General features: G+C 53.7%; 18 protein-coding genes and 1 tRNA gene. 9 read left to right on the top strand and 10 right to left on the bottom strand.

The annotated features are described in order from the left end of the window. Positions 1–29 precede the first annotated feature (29 nt). Complete coding sequence (locus P186_RS10310; protein ID WP_014289426.1) at positions 30–224, top strand: hypothetical protein; 195 nt, start codon at positions 30–32, stop codon at positions 222–224. On the opposite strand, the gene P186_RS10305 is transcribed toward P186_RS10310, so the two are convergent. Continuing rightward, complete coding sequence (locus P186_RS10305) at positions 205–1,902, bottom strand: radical SAM protein (RefSeq protein ID WP_014289425.1); 1,698 nt, start codon at positions 1,900–1,902, stop codon at positions 205–207. The genes P186_RS10310 and P186_RS10305 overlap by 20 nt on opposite strands. 55 nt (positions 1,903–1,957) lie before the next feature. Between P186_RS10305 and P186_RS10300 the strand changes: the two genes are divergently transcribed. After that, the gene (locus tag P186_RS10300) at positions 1,958–2,479 is read left to right on the top strand and encodes a transcription elongation factor NusA (RefSeq protein WP_014289424.1); all 522 of its coding nucleotides are present in this window, start codon (positions 1,958–1,960) and stop codon (positions 2,477–2,479) included. A 28-nt stretch (positions 2,480–2,507) separates the two neighbouring features. Beyond that, the gene (gene aspS / locus P186_RS10295) at positions 2,508–3,797 is read left to right on the top strand and encodes an aspartate--tRNA(Asn) ligase (protein ID WP_148682974.1); all 1,290 of its coding nucleotides are present in this window, start codon (positions 2,508–2,510) and stop codon (positions 3,795–3,797) included. On the opposite strand, the gene P186_RS10290 is transcribed toward aspS, so the two are convergent. From P186_RS10290 to P186_RS10265, 6 genes are read right to left on the bottom strand one after another with little or no spacing between them, the layout of a single operon-like run. After that, positions 3,794–4,420, bottom strand: coding sequence for a protein-L-isoaspartate(D-aspartate) O-methyltransferase (locus P186_RS10290; RefSeq protein WP_014289422.1), 627 nt, complete (start codon positions 4,418–4,420; stop codon positions 3,794–3,796). The genes aspS and P186_RS10290 overlap by 4 nt on opposite strands. A 1-nt stretch (position 4,421) precedes the next feature. Further along, positions 4,422–5,462, bottom strand: a complete 1,041-nt coding sequence (gene fen / locus P186_RS10285; protein ID WP_014289421.1) for a flap endonuclease-1 — start codon at positions 5,460–5,462, stop codon at positions 4,422–4,424. 25 nt (positions 5,463–5,487) lie between these two features. Further along, a complete protein-coding gene (locus tag P186_RS10280) occupies positions 5,488–5,709 on the bottom strand; it encodes a hypothetical protein (protein ID WP_014289420.1) in 222 nt (73 codons plus the stop codon). Further along, complete coding sequence (locus P186_RS10275) at positions 5,706–7,901, bottom strand: CDC48 family AAA ATPase (RefSeq protein WP_014289419.1); 2,196 nt, start codon at positions 7,899–7,901, stop codon at positions 5,706–5,708. The genes P186_RS10280 and P186_RS10275 overlap by 4 nt, the downstream gene beginning before the upstream one ends. 35 nt (positions 7,902–7,936) lie before the next feature. After that, positions 7,937–8,215: an elongation factor 1-beta gene (locus P186_RS10270; RefSeq protein WP_014289418.1), complete on the bottom strand. Its 279-nt coding sequence runs from the start codon at positions 8,213–8,215 to the stop codon at positions 7,937–7,939. Between the two features lie 41 nt (positions 8,216–8,256). Continuing rightward, entirely contained in the window at positions 8,257–8,454 is a 198-nt protein-coding gene (locus P186_RS10265) for a zinc finger domain-containing protein (RefSeq protein ID WP_014289417.1), read from the bottom strand. A 97-nt stretch (positions 8,455–8,551) separates the two neighbouring features. Between P186_RS10265 and P186_RS10260 the strand changes: the two genes are divergently transcribed. The 5 genes from P186_RS10260 (at position 8,552) to P186_RS10240 (ending at position 12,229) form a co-directional block, all read left to right on the top strand. Continuing rightward, a tRNA-Ser gene (locus P186_RS10260) sits at positions 8,552–8,653 on the top strand. Positions 8,654–8,772: 119 nt separating this feature from the next. Next, the gene (locus tag P186_RS10255; RefSeq protein WP_014289416.1) at positions 8,773–10,194 is read left to right on the top strand and encodes an ABC transporter substrate-binding protein; all 1,422 of its coding nucleotides are present in this window, start codon (positions 8,773–8,775) and stop codon (positions 10,192–10,194) included. Beyond that, complete coding sequence (locus P186_RS10250) at positions 10,191–11,015, top strand: carbohydrate ABC transporter permease (protein ID WP_014289415.1); 825 nt, start codon at positions 10,191–10,193, stop codon at positions 11,013–11,015. The genes P186_RS10255 and P186_RS10250 overlap by 4 nt, the downstream gene beginning before the upstream one ends. Further along, positions 11,012–11,818 carry a glucose ABC transporter permease GlcU gene (gene glcU / locus P186_RS10245; protein ID WP_014289414.1) on the top strand — a complete coding sequence of 269 codons (807 nt, stop codon included), beginning with the start codon at positions 11,012–11,014 and terminating at the stop codon, positions 11,816–11,818. Before P186_RS10250 ends, glcU begins: the two co-directional genes overlap by 4 nt. A gap of 24 nt (positions 11,819–11,842) precedes the next feature. Beyond that, positions 11,843–12,229: a universal stress protein gene (locus P186_RS10240; protein WP_014289413.1), complete on the top strand. Its 387-nt coding sequence runs from the start codon at positions 11,843–11,845 to the stop codon at positions 12,227–12,229. On the opposite strand, the gene P186_RS10235 is transcribed toward P186_RS10240, so the two are convergent. The 3 genes from P186_RS10235 to P186_RS10225 all read right to left on the bottom strand — a co-directional run bounded on the left by P186_RS10235 (position 12,194) and on the right by P186_RS10225 (position 14,180). Further along, entirely contained in the window at positions 12,194–12,850 is a 657-nt protein-coding gene (locus P186_RS10235) for an endonuclease V (RefSeq protein WP_014289412.1), read from the bottom strand. The genes P186_RS10240 and P186_RS10235 overlap by 36 nt on opposite strands. Continuing rightward, the gene (locus P186_RS10230; RefSeq protein WP_148682972.1) at positions 12,850–13,524 is read right to left on the bottom strand and encodes a DUF357 domain-containing protein; all 675 of its coding nucleotides are present in this window, start codon (positions 13,522–13,524) and stop codon (positions 12,850–12,852) included. Before P186_RS10230 ends, P186_RS10235 begins: the two co-directional genes overlap by 1 nt. A gap of 137 nt (positions 13,525–13,661) precedes the next feature. Continuing rightward, positions 13,662–14,180, bottom strand: a complete 519-nt coding sequence (locus tag P186_RS10225) for a UPF0179 family protein (protein ID WP_148682971.1) — start codon at positions 14,178–14,180, stop codon at positions 13,662–13,664. A gap of 31 nt (positions 14,181–14,211) precedes the next feature. Here P186_RS10225 and P186_RS10220 point away from each other — a divergent pair, with 31 nt between their 5' ends. Continuing rightward, positions 14,212–15,126 (top strand): serine/threonine-protein kinase RIO2, encoded by a 915-nt coding sequence (locus tag P186_RS10220; protein ID WP_014289409.1) that lies wholly within the window; start codon positions 14,212–14,214, stop codon positions 15,124–15,126. Positions 15,127–15,128 lie beyond the last annotated feature (2 nt).

Genomic DNA, 15,128 nt, shown 5'->3' with positions numbered 1-15,128 from the left:
AGTATATATTTGCCGTTGTGCGTCCGCCTATGCGCTTGGTTTATGCATATGCGGGCTTTTCGCTGGGGGTGGCGCTGTACTTCCTTGTGCTCACCGCGCTGGGCCTCCGGACGCCGGACATCTCCATCGGGGCGGCGCGGGTAAACCTCTTTGTAGTAGTCGCCGCGGCCTTTGTAATCTTTACGCTCTACGTGGTGTACCGCCTCACAGAGAGACGTAGTTAAGAAACTCCCCCTCCCCGACCCTTGCCTTGACCTCCTCCAGAGACTTGTAGGGCCTCCCCCCTATCAAGGCCTTGAGCTTTTTCCCAGTCATGCCGGGGAGGTGTCTCAAGACGCGCTTATCAGCCGTGTTTATGTTTACGGGGTAGGGCAGTGCCAGTACGCTCCTGGCCCCGTGGTCCACAACGACGACGTCTATATACCTCCCCAGCTCAATTCTCGTAGGTATGTACACGAGGAGGGGGTAAGAGCCCACCTGTCTCGCGTATGTGCCGCCGTGGTAGTGCACCTCGGCGTACGCCTCTCTTAGGACGGTGCCCCGCGGGACGATTCTCCTAAGCATCTCCCTGTCGAAAACCTCCCTCACCCACTTCTTGAACTGGCGGAATCGCATCTTGTGCTCTCTGAGTCTCGCGGTGAGCTTCCTCGCCTCGGGCCACAGGCGGGAGCTTGGGAAGATGAGTAGCTGTCTGATATTTACCCTCCTCACAAGTAGGTTTCTCTCCAGTATTTTACTGAGAAACTCAACGTTTAGACGGTAGGTTTCGCGGGTCTCCCCGGGTAGGCCTGCGACGAAGTTTACACCGGCGATTAGGTACGGCATGCCGTTGTGGCCTCTCACAGATCCGTACCTAGTGAAGATCTCGATGGCCTCTAGCGCCTCCTCCGGCCCTACTTTTAAGTTGTTGATCTTCACGACGCGGGGGTCTGCGGTTTCTACCCCCATGGCCGCGACGTTGCCCGGCGTGCCGTAGCTGACTAGGAGCTTGGTTATTTCAATGGACTCGATCTTCCACCTAGCCACAGTGCCCGGGTTGACGTTGTCTATGTGTAGCGTCTTCAGGCCGGGAGCGGCGTTCCTTATCCCAACTAGTAGCTTCTCAATCGCGGCGGGGTTGGGTCTTGGGAAGTCGTCGCGGCCTACGTCGTGGGCCATGTAGGTGTAGAAATCGGCTTGCCTCCCCAGCCTGAAGTGGACAACTCCCGCCTTGTAGAGCGCCTCTATCTCCCTCACCACGCCCTCTATGAGCCGAGTTACAACGGGGCCGTAGGCCACTGTGGTGCAGAAAGAACAGCCGCCGGAGACGTACCTAGGACATGAGCGGTATGTTTCTATCTCTACGATCAGGTTGCGGCCGTGGTTTGGGTGTTGCTGGGCGATTTTGGCCCCCCGCGTTGCGAATATATCCACGAGTTTGAAGTCCTCGTGTCTTTCAGATGGGTGCGCCTTCTCCACTCCGTCTTTTAAAATGCGGTAAACTACGAGATCCACGTCTCCGCTGACGACGTAGTCGTAGTATCTGCGGAATTTATAGGGGGGCACCGCCACGGAGCCGCCAGCGATGCCGTAGCCAAACTTGGCCACGGGTCCGCCCAGCACCTTCACAGGCCCCTCTACGCGACCTATGTCAAGTAGTTCGTCTAGAGCAATCGGCGTACCACCCAGATACTTCCCAGGGGTCGTCACGCCGGCTATTACCACTACTAGGTCGTATTTAGACAGAAGGCTCAAGTGAGCCGGCCAGTCGGCTCTGAGTTGATCTACCGTGAAGTAATGCACGGCGTCTACCCCCGCGAGGTCGGCGGCGCCGGCGACGTATCTCGCATACACGTCGAGGTAGGGCGGCACGCCGAGGCCAGCCGGCTCGTCTGTGTAGCCGTCTACTATGGCAATTCTCACGCCTTGTTTTCGAAGTGGGTTAATAGGTTTTTATACATCCTATTTATAGCTACCGATGGTCAAGATACCATTTTGCGAATTCTGTGTAAAGACGCGTGTGTTGTGCCAGAAGTGCCAGTCGCTTATAGACAGCGGGAGGTATCAGTGGCTTGATGTAGAGGTTTCAGACGCGTTGCTGAAGGTGAGCAAGAAAATAAATTTGGCTGATGTTGAATATGTAAAGTCTTACGAAGTGGACGACTTGGTTATTGTATTGATGAGAAACGTGAAAAGGATCCCGCGTGGAGCCTATGTGCAACTTGAGAAAGAGTTGTCGTCGCAACTTGGGAGAAGCGTCAAGATCGTGGAGCACGGCAACGTAAATGAGGTAATTGCCCAGCTAGTGTCGCCGGCGAGACTGCTGACGATTTCCACCTCTTGGTTGCCCGACGGCACTACGGAGACTGTCGTTAAGATCCCCTCGCGGGAGTTGAGGAGGTTGCCTATAAGACCTGAGAGGTTGCAGGCGATTATCGGCCAGATATCTGGGGCTAACGTAAAGGTTGAGCTGGTAAGGGAAAGGGAGTTAAGGGCATAATTTTTTACCTAAAGTCTTTCTCCACTTCGTGTATCCAAAAAAGACCCACTGGACAGTGGACGTCACACCTGCGCTCCACGGCTCCGAGGTTGTGGTTGCTGGATGGGTATGGGAGCTGAGGGATATTGGGAAGATTAAGTTTATCGTGTTGAGAGACCGGGAGGGGTTTATACAAATCACTCTCAAGGCAGGTAAAACACCTGAAAACCTGTTTAAGATCTTCGTGGAGCTTGGCAGGGAGGACGTCATCGTCGTTAAGGGGGTGGTGGAGGCTAGTAAAATTGCTAAACGCGGCGTGGAGATTTTCCCCAGCGAGATATGGGTCCTAAACAAGGCTAAGCCTCTTCCTATCGATGTTTGGTCTGAGACCCCGGATTTAGCCACTAGGTTGAGGTGGCGTTCTGTAGATTTAAAGAGGCCGCGTAACTTGGCCATCTTCTCTCTGGCTTCTGCTATGTTACGGACTATTAGGGATGTGCTGTATGGCGAGGGCTTTGTGGAGGTTTTTACGCCTAAGATCATAGTCACAAGTACCGAGGGCGGCGCTGAGCTGTTCCCCGTCTTGTACTTCGAGAGGGTGGCCTACCTATCCCAAAGCCCGCAACTCTACAAGGAGCAACTAACCGCCTCGCTTGAGAGGGTCTTTGAGATCGGCCCGGCGTACCGGGCAGAGAAGCACAACACGGATTACCACCTGAACGAGTTCATCTCGGTTGACGCGGAGGCCGCCTTTATGGACTACACAGACATTATGAATATACTGGAGAAGATGACTAAGAACCTGGCAAAAACCGTAGCGTCTTTCTCCACAAAGCTAAATGAAGTGGGGGTCAAGCCTGTTGTGACAGAGGTGCGAAATGTGCCGAGGGTAGACTACGACGAGGCGGTAGATTGGCTTAGACGGCTTGGGTTTGCGGTGAACTGGGGCGACGACCTCACGGTGGAGATGCAGATGGCTCTTATGAAGTTCTACGGCCCCGTGTATTTCCTTGTGAACTTCCCGGCGTCGCTCCGCCCGTTCTACACCAAGAGGAGAGATGGCGAGAAGAGCGAGTCGTACGACCTTATAATAAACGGGATAGAGGTGGCGTCGGGCGCCACTAGGATACACAGACGCGACGAGTTGGAGGAGGAGATGAGGAAAAGGGGCCTCGACCCGAGGCTCTTCGAAGCCCACCTCTCTGTGTTTGACTACGGAATGCCGCCGCACGCCGGCTTTGGCCTCGGCTTCAACCGTCTGGTGACGGCGATGCTTGGGCTAGACAACGTGAGACACGCCACTCTATACCCCCGCGACAGGTATAGAGTCGAGCCCTAGTCGCCGCCTTTAAGAGGGACAAACATTACATAAGTCACGGCCCGCCTCTCCACTCTATCTCCCCTTTTCACCACCTTATACAGCACCTGGCCCAGCCGCTCCTCCACGGGTATCACCAAAACACCGCCGTCTTTTAACTGCCTCACCAGCGCCGGGGGTATGGAGCTGGCGGCGGCCGTTACAATTATGGCGTCAAACGGGGAATGCTTCTCAAGACCTTTCGTCCCATCTCCGTGGTAAACTTCCACCACGCCCCAGTAGCCCAGCCTCTCGATGTTCTGCGCGGCGTATACTGCCAGCTCTTTCACAATCTCCACCGTGTAGACCCTTCCCCTCCTCTCAATAGCCTCGGCGCATACGGCGGCGTGGTACCCCGACCCGGTCCCCACCTCCAAGATCTTCATCCCGGGCCTAGGCTCCACCAGCTCGCACATCATGGCGACCATATGAGGCGCCGAGATAGTGGCGCCTGCGAACAGCGGCAGGGGTCTGTCCTCGTAGGCCATCATTCGGTACTCAGGCATGACGAACTCCTCCCGGGGCACCGCTACCAGCGCCTTCTTTACTCGCTCACTCCGTACAATACCGTCGCGCTCCAACTCCTCCACAAGTCTCTGGGCCATGCTAGAAAAACGAGTCGAGCGAAGAGGTTCTAAGCTTGCCGCGTGCCTTTCTTAACCTCTCTAAGGCTTTTTCAACCCTCTCCTCGCTGAAGTCGTGTTCTCGTACCAAGAAGTCTCTCAGCCTTTCCTCATCTGGGGTTTTTACCTCTGTGGTGTATTCGTCGGTAACTGGCGGCTGTAGAAAGAATCTTTTTATCTCCAGGGGATTTACGGGGAAGTGAACACCCTTCAACACCGTATCAAGCATTTTCTCAAGCGAACCAAATTCCCAAATGAGCTTCAAAGCCTTCTGCGGCCCCATGCCGGGCACGCCATCTGGGTTGTAGTCTGTGCCCAGTAGAATGGCCAAGTCTATGAGTTGCTCCCTGTTCTTGAGCCTCAGCGCCTTGAGCACCGCGTCTAGCTCAATTATCTCAGGCGCAAGCTCCACCACCTCCTCGCCGACCCTGCGTTTTGGAGACACGGCGAGGTTTCTCACCAACCTCGGCGAGCCGAAGAGCAGGGCGTCGTAGTCTTGACTGCCGACAGCCCAACAGTGGCCTTTCACGACCATGTAGGCGGCTTGTGCCTCTCCCTCACTAGGCGCTTGGACCCAAGGCACGCCCATGTACGACAGCAGTTTCCTAGACTCCTCTACCATCTCGCTTGTGATAAAAACAGCTCTCTTGGCGTATTTTATCACATCTTCTTTCCTTCCTTCTTTTAACGCCTTTACCACCTCCTCCATCGCCTTCTCACGTGTCTTCCTTCTCGACTCTATTTCGGCTAGCTTAAACTCTGGAGGCTTTCCATCAAAAACGTAGACCGGCTTTATGCCAGACTCGAGCAGGTTGATGGTGCGGTAGAAAAGGCCGGAGAGGTGGCTGGTGATCCTCCCCTCCCTATCCATTAACGGAGTGCCGTCGGGCTGTCTTATAGACGCCAAGAATTGATACAGAGCGTTGTACGCGTCGAGGGATACGCACCTCCCCGCCAAGTTCTCGAGCTTGACATCCCGGCGTATTTCCCTGCCTATGAGCTTGCCCAGCTCTACAACACCCACGTAACGACGGGGGTGGCTATTTATATTATCTACGCCGAGAAATCTGGTAGATATCCCTCCCCTCCCTCTTAACTCTTCTAACGTGGATCTTTTTGTAGATCTCCAGAGCCAGGAGGGCTTTCATAAGCTCCTCGTCGGAGATGTTAACATTAGCACGTTTTAGCAAAGTCTTTACGTCGTCGCTTGTGATCGTCTCCTGCCGCTTTAAAAGCATCTCTATTACGTTGCCGACGGTGGTTATTATCATAGGTATAGAGGCGGCGCCGCCTTGGCCTTGGTGGCCACGGTAAGTTGCCTGGCTTTCTCCAGCCATGACTCGTAGAACTTCAACATGTCCTGCGTCACAGAAGGTCTCACTTTTTTCAACGCCTCTTCGAAGTGTCTCATAGAGACCTCCTTTGCGTTGATGTCTTCTCTCAGGGCTAGGAACGTGGCTTCGCGGACCAGTAGCTCAAGATCGGCGCCGGAGTACCCCTCAGTCCTCCTAGCCAACTCCTCCAGATCGACGTCCTTAGCCAGCGGAGTGGCTCTTGTGTGTATAAGCAGTATCTCAAGCCTGGCTTTGAAGTCCGGCGGGGGCACATATATAATTCTGTCAAAACGCCCCGGCCTCAGCAGGGCTGGATCCACCAAATCCGGCCTATTAGTGGCGGCTATCACTACGACGTTTTCCAGAGCCTTTATTCCGTCCATCTCAGCCAGCAGTTGGGCTACAACGCGCTCGCTCACTAACGAATCGCCGCCTATGCCCCTCGCCGTGGCCAGGGCGTCAATTTCGTCAATAAACACTACGCAGGGCGCGGCCATGCGCGCCTTTCTAAATATCTCCCTAACCATTTTCTCAGACTCGCCAACCCACTTAGAAAAGATCTCAGGCCCCCTAACCGCTATGAAGTTAGCACCTGACTCAGTGGCCACCGCCTTTGCCAAAAGCGTCTTGCCTGTACCCGGCGGGCCGAAGAGCAACAAGCCCTTGGGAGGTCTAAGGCCGAATTTCTTAAACCTATCCGGGTACTTCAAAGGCCACTCTACAGCCTCTCTCAACTCCTGCTTCACATTTTCCAAGCCTCCGATATCCTCCCAACGGACGTGGGGAACCTCTATATGGATCTCTCTCAGCGCCGACGGGATAATCTCCTTCAAAGCAGCCGTGAAGTCCGCCATCGTCACTTTAATCTTCTCAAACACCTCAGGCGGCAACGACGGCTGGTTCAAGTCAATCAGCCCGCTCTGAATAGCCCGCCTCAACGCAGACATAGCCGCCTCCCTCGCAAGCGCCGCCAAGTCTGCCCCGGAGAATCCATGAGTAACCTCAGCCAACTTTCTCAAATCGACATCAGGTGCCAGCGGCATATTCCGGGTATGAATCTGTAAGATTTCGTACCTCCCCTTGAAATCAGGCGGATTAATCCAAATCTCTCTGTCGAATCTTCCTGGTCTTCTTAGGGCTGGGTCTACTGCGTCTGGTCTGTTGGTGGCGCCTATTACCACCACCTGTCCTCTCTCTTGTAGTCCGTCCATTAGTGTTAGGAGTTGGGCTACTACTCTCTTCTCCACCTCCCCCGTCACCTCCTCCCGCTTTGGGGCTATGGCGTCTATCTCGTCGATGAAGATAATCGCTGGGGCGTTTTTCTTAGCCTCTTCAAATATCTCCCTCAGCCTAGCCTCAGACTCGCCGTAGTATTTAGACATAATCTCCGGCCCGTTAATCGCCACGAAGTAGGCGTTGGCCTCGTTAGCCACAGCCTTAGCCAAGAGAGTCTTCCCAGTACCCGGAGGGCCGATCAGAAGGATGCCTTTAGGCGGCTCAATACCCAAATGTTTAAACAACTCGGGATGTCTAAGAGGAAGCTCCACAAGCTCACGAATCTTCTGCTTAGCATCCTCCAAATCGCCAATATCCTCCCAGGTAACATGCGGTATCTTGACGCCAGACACCGGCTTCTCAAAGATCTGGATCTGGGTGTCCTCCGTAATTATGAGGACCGTGTTAGACGGCTTTGTCTGAACCACCTGGAACGTAAGCGGCTGGCTCAAGACGTATATCTGCAACATATCCCCCTCCACCAGCACGTACTCCCTAAGCCTCTGCTTGATGTACTGCAAAAAGTTTGCGTCAACTGCTATGGTCATGGATACGGGCGCCAGCTTCACGAAGGCGGCAGGCTTGGGGTCGACTCTCCTCACTTTTACAGTCTCGTTTAGCGAAATATCGGCGTTTTTCCTCAAGATGCTGTTCATCCTAATGACACCCTTCCCCCTGTCCTCAGGCAAACCATTCCACACCTTGGCCGCCGTCCTCCTCCTCCCCACAATCTCCACCACATCGCCCACCACTATACCGGCCCTCTCCATAACCTCGGGGTCGATCCTAACCACGGGCCTGTTGGCGTCACGCGCCTTGCTTTCCTGCACTCTCAACTCAACCCACTCAGACACGGGTGATAAACCGATCTAGGTATAAAAACTTGCTATCAAAAACTCAGCCTCGAGAAGTACTCCAGCTCGTAGTTGCCGACGCCGTTGACCGACCGCAACAGCTCCTCCACCTCATCTGAGCTGTACTCGTCCGACTCCGGCATCCTTATGTAGAACCTAAGGGCCTTGATCCCAAAGCCGATCTCCTCCACCTCGACTCTATCCACCTTGTACTTCGGCGACAGCTTATTAATAACATCACTCTTCAACTTCTCCACATCCACCTCGACGCTGTCGGGCAGAACTCTGTAGACCAACGCAACCTCCGCCGACATGGCCTCAGCAACATATCGTGTATAAAAAGATTACCCCCAGATCAGGGACCTATAAAGCCGCACTCAGGACAGCGATACGTCACCCCAAGCTTCCTAGACCTGGCGCTTCTGATAACCGTCGTCTTGCCACAGTTAGGACAAGCAAAAACCACACCTCTCTCCAGCGGCGCCAAAACCCAGTTAGTAGTCGAGTCAGACGGCGGAGACGGCCCGTGGAACTTCGCCCCCCTAATAGACATAGACCCCGCAATGGGCCCACTATATAAAAATTTTCACCCCCACCCAGCCCCACCAGACAAAAGACAAACTTTATAAATTGAGGCATTGGTAGAGAAGGCCGGGGTGGCCGAGCGGCCCAAGGCGCGGGACTCGAGACGCGGCGTGAGAAATCCCGTCCCCGCACAGGGGGCGTGGGTTCAAATCCCACCCCCGGCGCCACTCCCCTACCCACAACTCCGGCACTATACTTTATTATGTTAATGACGTAATACTCTATATAGCTAATGTCGTATGCTTTGTAGATTAATATTTTTAAGACCAAAGTTGATATAACATTTATGAAGTTGACTCAAGTAGTTGCAATTATTCTCGCGCTGGTCGTTGTCGCCGCTGTTGCATATTTCCTGGGCACTATGTCTCAGCCACAACAGACGACAACTACGGCGCAACCCCCTACCTCCCCAACAATCTCCGCGCCTAAGAAAATTACGTTCTACACCTGGTGGGCTGGGCTTGAGCGTTTTGCTATTGACGCTGTGATTGGCAACTTCACTAAGAAAACTGGTATACAGGTTGAAAAGACGGCGGTGCCCGGGGGCGCCGGTGTAAATGCGAAGTTTGCAATTCTTGCATTAATGCAGGCGGGTAGCCCGCCGGCGGCGTTTCAGGTGCACTGCGGACCCGAGATGCTGAGCTATATATACGTCGCGCCGAAGGGCGAAGCTAGCTTCGTAGAGCTGAGCCAAGTAGCCAAGGAAATAGATATGACGACGCAAGCGTCGGATGTCCTCTCTGCGTGTTCGCTTAACGGGAAGGTATATGCCCTGCCAGTAAATATACACCGTGCTAATCTAATCTTTATAAATAAACAAGTCCTGGAGAAGCTGGGCGGCTCGGTACCCAAGACGCTTGAAGATTTGGTCGCGCTGTGCAGTAAGGCGTCTTCAGCGGGGGTTCCATGTATGCTCCAGGCTGGCGCCGATCAATTCACTATTCTACATCTATGGGAACAAGTGTTCCTAGCGGTGGCTGGCCCCCAGAAATTTATCATGTTCATGTACGGCACGCTTCCGCCTGACGATCCCTCGTTGCGGCAGGCCACAGAGACGTTCCTGTCGCTGGCCAAGACGTTCCCAGCGAACTGGCCAGCTCTTGACTGGACAGGTGCGGTAGCCGACCTTGTCGCTGGTAAGGGACTAGCCCACGTAGATGGCGACTGGGTAGTGGGTCTGATATACAACGTGTATCCACAGACAAAAATGTGTCCATATACGGCGGTGACGCCTGATTGTAACATCATAGTGGCACCATTCCCAGGCACGCAAGGCATCTACAACTTAGTTATCGACTCGGTGGCGGTGCCGGCGGGCGGTCCCACGACAGATCTAGGAATTCAGTTTGTGAAGTTCTTCGCAGGGCCAGAAGGCCAGTCGATATTCAACCCACTGAAGGGATCTATAGCGGTGTATAAGAACATAGATCCGTCGATCTACCCCACCTCTATACAGCGGTGGGAGGTTGAGGAGTATAGGGGGGCAAAGGCCTACGTCTTTAGTCTCACACACGGAGCTCTGTTTTCAGATGTGTGGCAGACACTTATGCAACAGTCAATAGTGCTCGTCCAGACCGGTAGATCAGATTTGTGGTACGACACACTGGCAAAAGCGCTGGGGACCGAGCGCTCTCTATGGAAAGACACCTGGTACATGGGCGCGCCGGGGAAGCCCTTCGGCGGCTACAACCCGCCCTGGGTTAAATGAGAATATCACTACTATTTTTTTCCATCCCCCTTTTCTTAACGACGGCGTTTCTCTACGTCTTTATAGCGTGGAATCTATACTACTCATTTACCAACTACTCAGTGCTAAGCCCCGACTACCAATTCGTGGGGCTGGCCACGTACTCACAACTATTTTCAGACCCGCTATTCCAGACTGCGCTGATCAAGACGCTTCTTTGGATCTCTGTATTAGTCGCTCTTGGCAATTTAGTGGGCCTCTTGACGGCGTCGCTGATCTACAACATAAATAATGCACGTGCTAGGAATATCCTCACGGCGTATTTCATATACCCCCTATCGATCTCACTCGTGGCGTCTGGTATAATATGGCGTTGGCTACTCGACGCAGATAGGGGAATCGGCTGGTTTTTGGGCAACCCACTCCAAGGCGAGAACGCGTTCTGGAGCATAGCACTAGTCTCCGTCTGGGTTTATTCCGGGCTCGCCACGTTGTTCTACCTTGCGATGTTTTATAACGTGGATAAGTCTCAATTAGAATCTGCGCAGATAGACGGAGCAGGGCGGCTTTACACAATGCTGAGGGTCGTTATACCCCAGTCAAAACAGAGCTTGATCATATCTACAATATTTTTTACTTTATTCTCTATACAGATGTTTGATCTACCATATTCAATACTATTTATAAATCCTAATATTATGACATTGGTTATGTACACCTTTATGAAATTCACTGCATTTTATTTAGCGGTGGCAAGCGCCGCCGCTGTAGTAATCCTAGCTCTGTCGGCCGTCATAGTAATTCCCTACTCCCTGTTCGGATTAAAGAAATGGATAAGATGAAATTTGCCATATATCTCGCCATATTGGCGCTGGGGGCTCTCTGGGCCCTCCCCCTGTATGTATTAGTAATCGGCGCATTAAAGCCTTTATCGGAAGTGTTGACAACGCCGGTCTTTATGCCATCTCTAAATGTGGATCTAGCCACTTTAAGCAAAGTGGCCGGGGAGCTGGCCCCAGTGTTGCTCAACACGACTATAGTAGTTATCCCTACGGCTTTAGGCGCCACCCTCATCGGCGCCTTGGGGGCGTACGCCCTTTGGAGAGCTACCACCAAGTTAAAAGACGTGTTGCTTATACTTGTGGCTGTGTCTACCTATCTACCATACCAATCGGCAGTGGTCCCACTCGCGCGCTTCATGACACAAATAGGTCTATTTGACACCCTATATGGCATAGCCCTAGGCCTACTCATCTTCTACATACCCTTTGCCACGTTGATGATGTTAATATTCATAACAGCCCTTCCACGGACGGTTGTAGAAGCCGCTGAGGTAGATGGCGCTGGCGAGTTCGCCATATTTACAAAAACGGTGTTGCCCCTCTTAGGTCCTGCATTCGCGTCGACGGCCACCTATTTGACGATCAACGGGTGGAATAACTTCTTCATACCGCTTGTGCTCTCTAGAACTTATAACAATCACATAACGCTTAAGGTCTTCAGCTACGTGGGGCAGTCTGGAAATCTCTATAACGAGATGTTCTCTGCGGCCCTCATAGCATCACTACCTCCGCTACTGCTCTTCATAGCGCTGGGGAGATACTTCATCCGGGGGTTGCTGGTTTTGGGATCGGGAGGAAAATAAATAAGTGGATACATTCTAATCTACATGTATAAGAAAATTCTAGTTGCTTACGACGGCTCAGACCACGCCAAGAAGGCGGTTGAACACGCCGTAGCTCTCGCAAAAGTCTTTGGGGCCTCTATACATATTATAACGGTTGCCACAGACCCCTCGCAGATCTCCCTAGAGAAGGCCGGGAGAATAGCGGGAGAGGCCGCAAAGGCCGTGCAGTCACAGGGGCTACAGGTGGGGGAGGTCGCTGTGAGGTCGGGGACGCCGGCGGACGAAATTCTTAACTACGCCGAGGAGAAGGAGGTTGATCTAATAGTGATGGGGTCACGCGGCCTCTCCGCACTGCAACGCCTAGTGCTGGGCTCGGTGTCGCAGGCGGTGGTCTCAAGGGCAAGAGTCCCCGTGCTCGTCGTGAGATAACGCCCCCCGGCGCCACGCCTTTTTCATAACCTGGGTAAGGTCATGGGCCGCTTTCAGCGGGTAGATATCTCCACCTCTGCAGAGATCCTCCACCAACCTCACGGCGTCGGAGAGAGTTGCGTGCGACCCCACCGAAACGTATCTCTTCCCTCCGCAGTTCACCACCTTAGCCAAGACCTCCCCCGTCTCCGGGTCTACCACCACGTCGCCCTTTTCTACTCCGTAGAGCCTTGACTTCGCGACGCCTATAGTAGGCTTCCCCAGGACAACCCCTAGGTGTGAGGCGATTCCGAACCTCCGCGGGTGGGCCACGCCGTGGCCATCCACGAGAATTACATCTGGCTTGGCCCTCAGCTTCATGTAGGCTCTGAGCATAGGGGTTAGCTCTCTAAAGGCGAGGAACGTGGGGACGTAGGGCACGACGCTTTTCGTAACAGAACACGCTCTATCCGCCAACGAGAGATCCGCCATCCTGACTGCTACGGCGGCGCCCAGCGCCGTGTCTCCTACATACGCCACGTCGAGACCCGCCACGATCTCCACAGGCGGGAGGGGTAGAAACACCACCCTGCCGGCGAGCCGCTCCTGGACACGCCGCGCGGCTTCTATGTTGAGGGGCATTAATGCGTAAATGTGGAAATAATCTTTTCAATTATCCGCGTGGTGCTACAGAGCTCGCACTGCCTGAGCTCGTCCACCCTCGCCACCTCCACCTCCACGCCCCGCCTCCTAGCCTCTTCCTTCACCACGTCCTCAGACACATGCTGGTTAGGCCCCAGGAGGACTACGTCGGGCTTAACCATGTGGAACACGTCGAAAATATCGCCGGGCCGCCCCAGCACCACCTCGTGGACATAGTAGAGGGAGGAGAGGATCTCGGCCCTCTGCCGCTGAGGCACCACAATCCTCCGCCTCTTTATTTTTTCAGCGTTTTCATCTGAAGACACAACTGCCACGACGTAGCCAAGCTCCCACGCCTTCTTTAAATACGACAAGTGGCCGGGGTGCAGGATCTCGAAGGTGCCTGCCACCATAACGGTTTTAGTATTCTTAATCTCGCTGGGCCTCTTCCAAACGAAGTCAGCCACCCCGATAAGTCTCAAGGCGTCGAGAAGACCCTCCGCGTACGAAACAGTGGCTAACGCCGTCTCCCTATCACCTCTGGAGTAGTAATACTTCGAATCCTTTAGATACGCCCGCGCCAGATCTACAAGATTTCTATAAGCCGGGTCTTTCAAAACGAGGCTCCCCAAGGCCTCCTCAAGGTTCTTAATATATACAGCTACTCTATCCACAGTGAGGCGAAATACGACACTTAAAACATTTAAAGAACGCGCATTTGACCCCCATATGGCTGATGAGACATACGCAGTCGCTGGCAGATTAGTAATGCGTCTAAGAGAGGCGGAGAAGCTCGCCGCGGAGGGGAGGGTCACCGAGGCGAGGAATGTTTTGAAAGACGTCGTGAAGGAGGCGCGCGAGAGGGGGCTGGAGAAGCCGCTGAGGCATTTGATACTAAGGGTGAAGGCTGAGATACGACGTAGAACTCGACAATAGCAAAATCCCTATTTCCACACCTCCTCCTCCCCATCACCTTGACTACCTTTATCTTCTCCCCCCTCTTCACGCCCTCCGAGGGACAGCCCTCGCATCCAGCGCACTCCTCCTCAAAAGTCACGACGACCCCCTCCAGGGCCTTGTTTATGGGGAGCAGGCCAACCAGAGGCGCCTCTTCCACCACCACGGGCACCATCTCGCCGCCAGTTATCTTACAACGCTGGCCCATCGAGGGCCTCAATTCCACTACTCTGTAGCTCCTGCCCGGCGTCAGCCTGCCCAGACACACGGGGAAGAGTCTACACTCCCTACACTCGTCTGGAATGCTGACTACGCGGAATCTGTGGCCCACCTCGGCTTGCTCATTTGCGACTAGGGTGACCACTCGCCTCATTGTCTTAAATATCCTAAGTCAATATTTAACTGTGATTAAAAGCGTCGTCGAGGCCTACCGTAGCCTTGAGAAACGTGACCTCCAGATATTGAGGATAATAGAAGCCGGGCACAGACGCCATGAGTTTGTCCCCGAGGAGCTTATAGCGAGGTGGGCCAGATACAGGAGAGAGGAGGTTTTGGACAGCATTAAGCGCCTACACTACCATGGTTTCCTTAGGAGGAACGTGGCGCCGTACAGAGGGTGGAAAATCACGGCGTTGGGCTACGACGTCCTTGCGCTACACACACTACGCATGCAGCGCAAGATACTGAGGCTCTCCCCCACTCCCATCGGCGTGGGCAAGGAGTCCGTGGTGTATGCAGGCGAAACCCCCTCAGGCTTTAAAATTGCGGTTAAATTCCACCGCGGGGGCGTCTCCGCCTTTAGATACGAGGAGTTGTTCAGGTCGAGGGTGGCTAAATTTAGCCACTTGGAGGATGTATTTAACACAAGGCTGTCGGCCGTCGCCGAGTTCTTCGCACTGTCAAAGATATTTGAGGGCGGCGGCCTCGTGCCCGAGCCCATAGCGCACAACAGACACGTAGTCGTGATGAGCTACATAGAGGGAGTCGAGCTATACAAACTTTCAGATGGAGATTTCAAAAAAATTGCAGACGACGTGCTCCACACAATCAAAGTAGCGTTGAGCCTTGGCATCATCCACGGCGATTTGTCGCCATACAACGTACTCGTTGGAAAAAGGAGCTTTGTCATTGACTGGCCTCAGTGGGTCCCCACAAGCCACCCAGAGGCCAGGCGCTACCTACAGCGCGATTTCGCGAACCTATCCGCATTTTTCAAGAAGTGCGGTGTGGAGATTCCGCTGGAGGAGGCGCTTGACATAAGATATATAGACAGCGCCAGGGAATTCTTTAAAGAAATAAATAAAATGTGGTTTCTATAGCA

Origin of the sequence: Pyrobaculum ferrireducens (assembly GCF_000234805.1) — an archaeon.
GTDB lineage: Archaea > Thermoproteota > Thermoprotei > Thermoproteales > Thermoproteaceae > Pyrobaculum > Pyrobaculum ferrireducens.
Note: the sequence above shows the minus strand (reverse complement) of the source record. Positions and strands in the feature narration are given on the sequence as shown.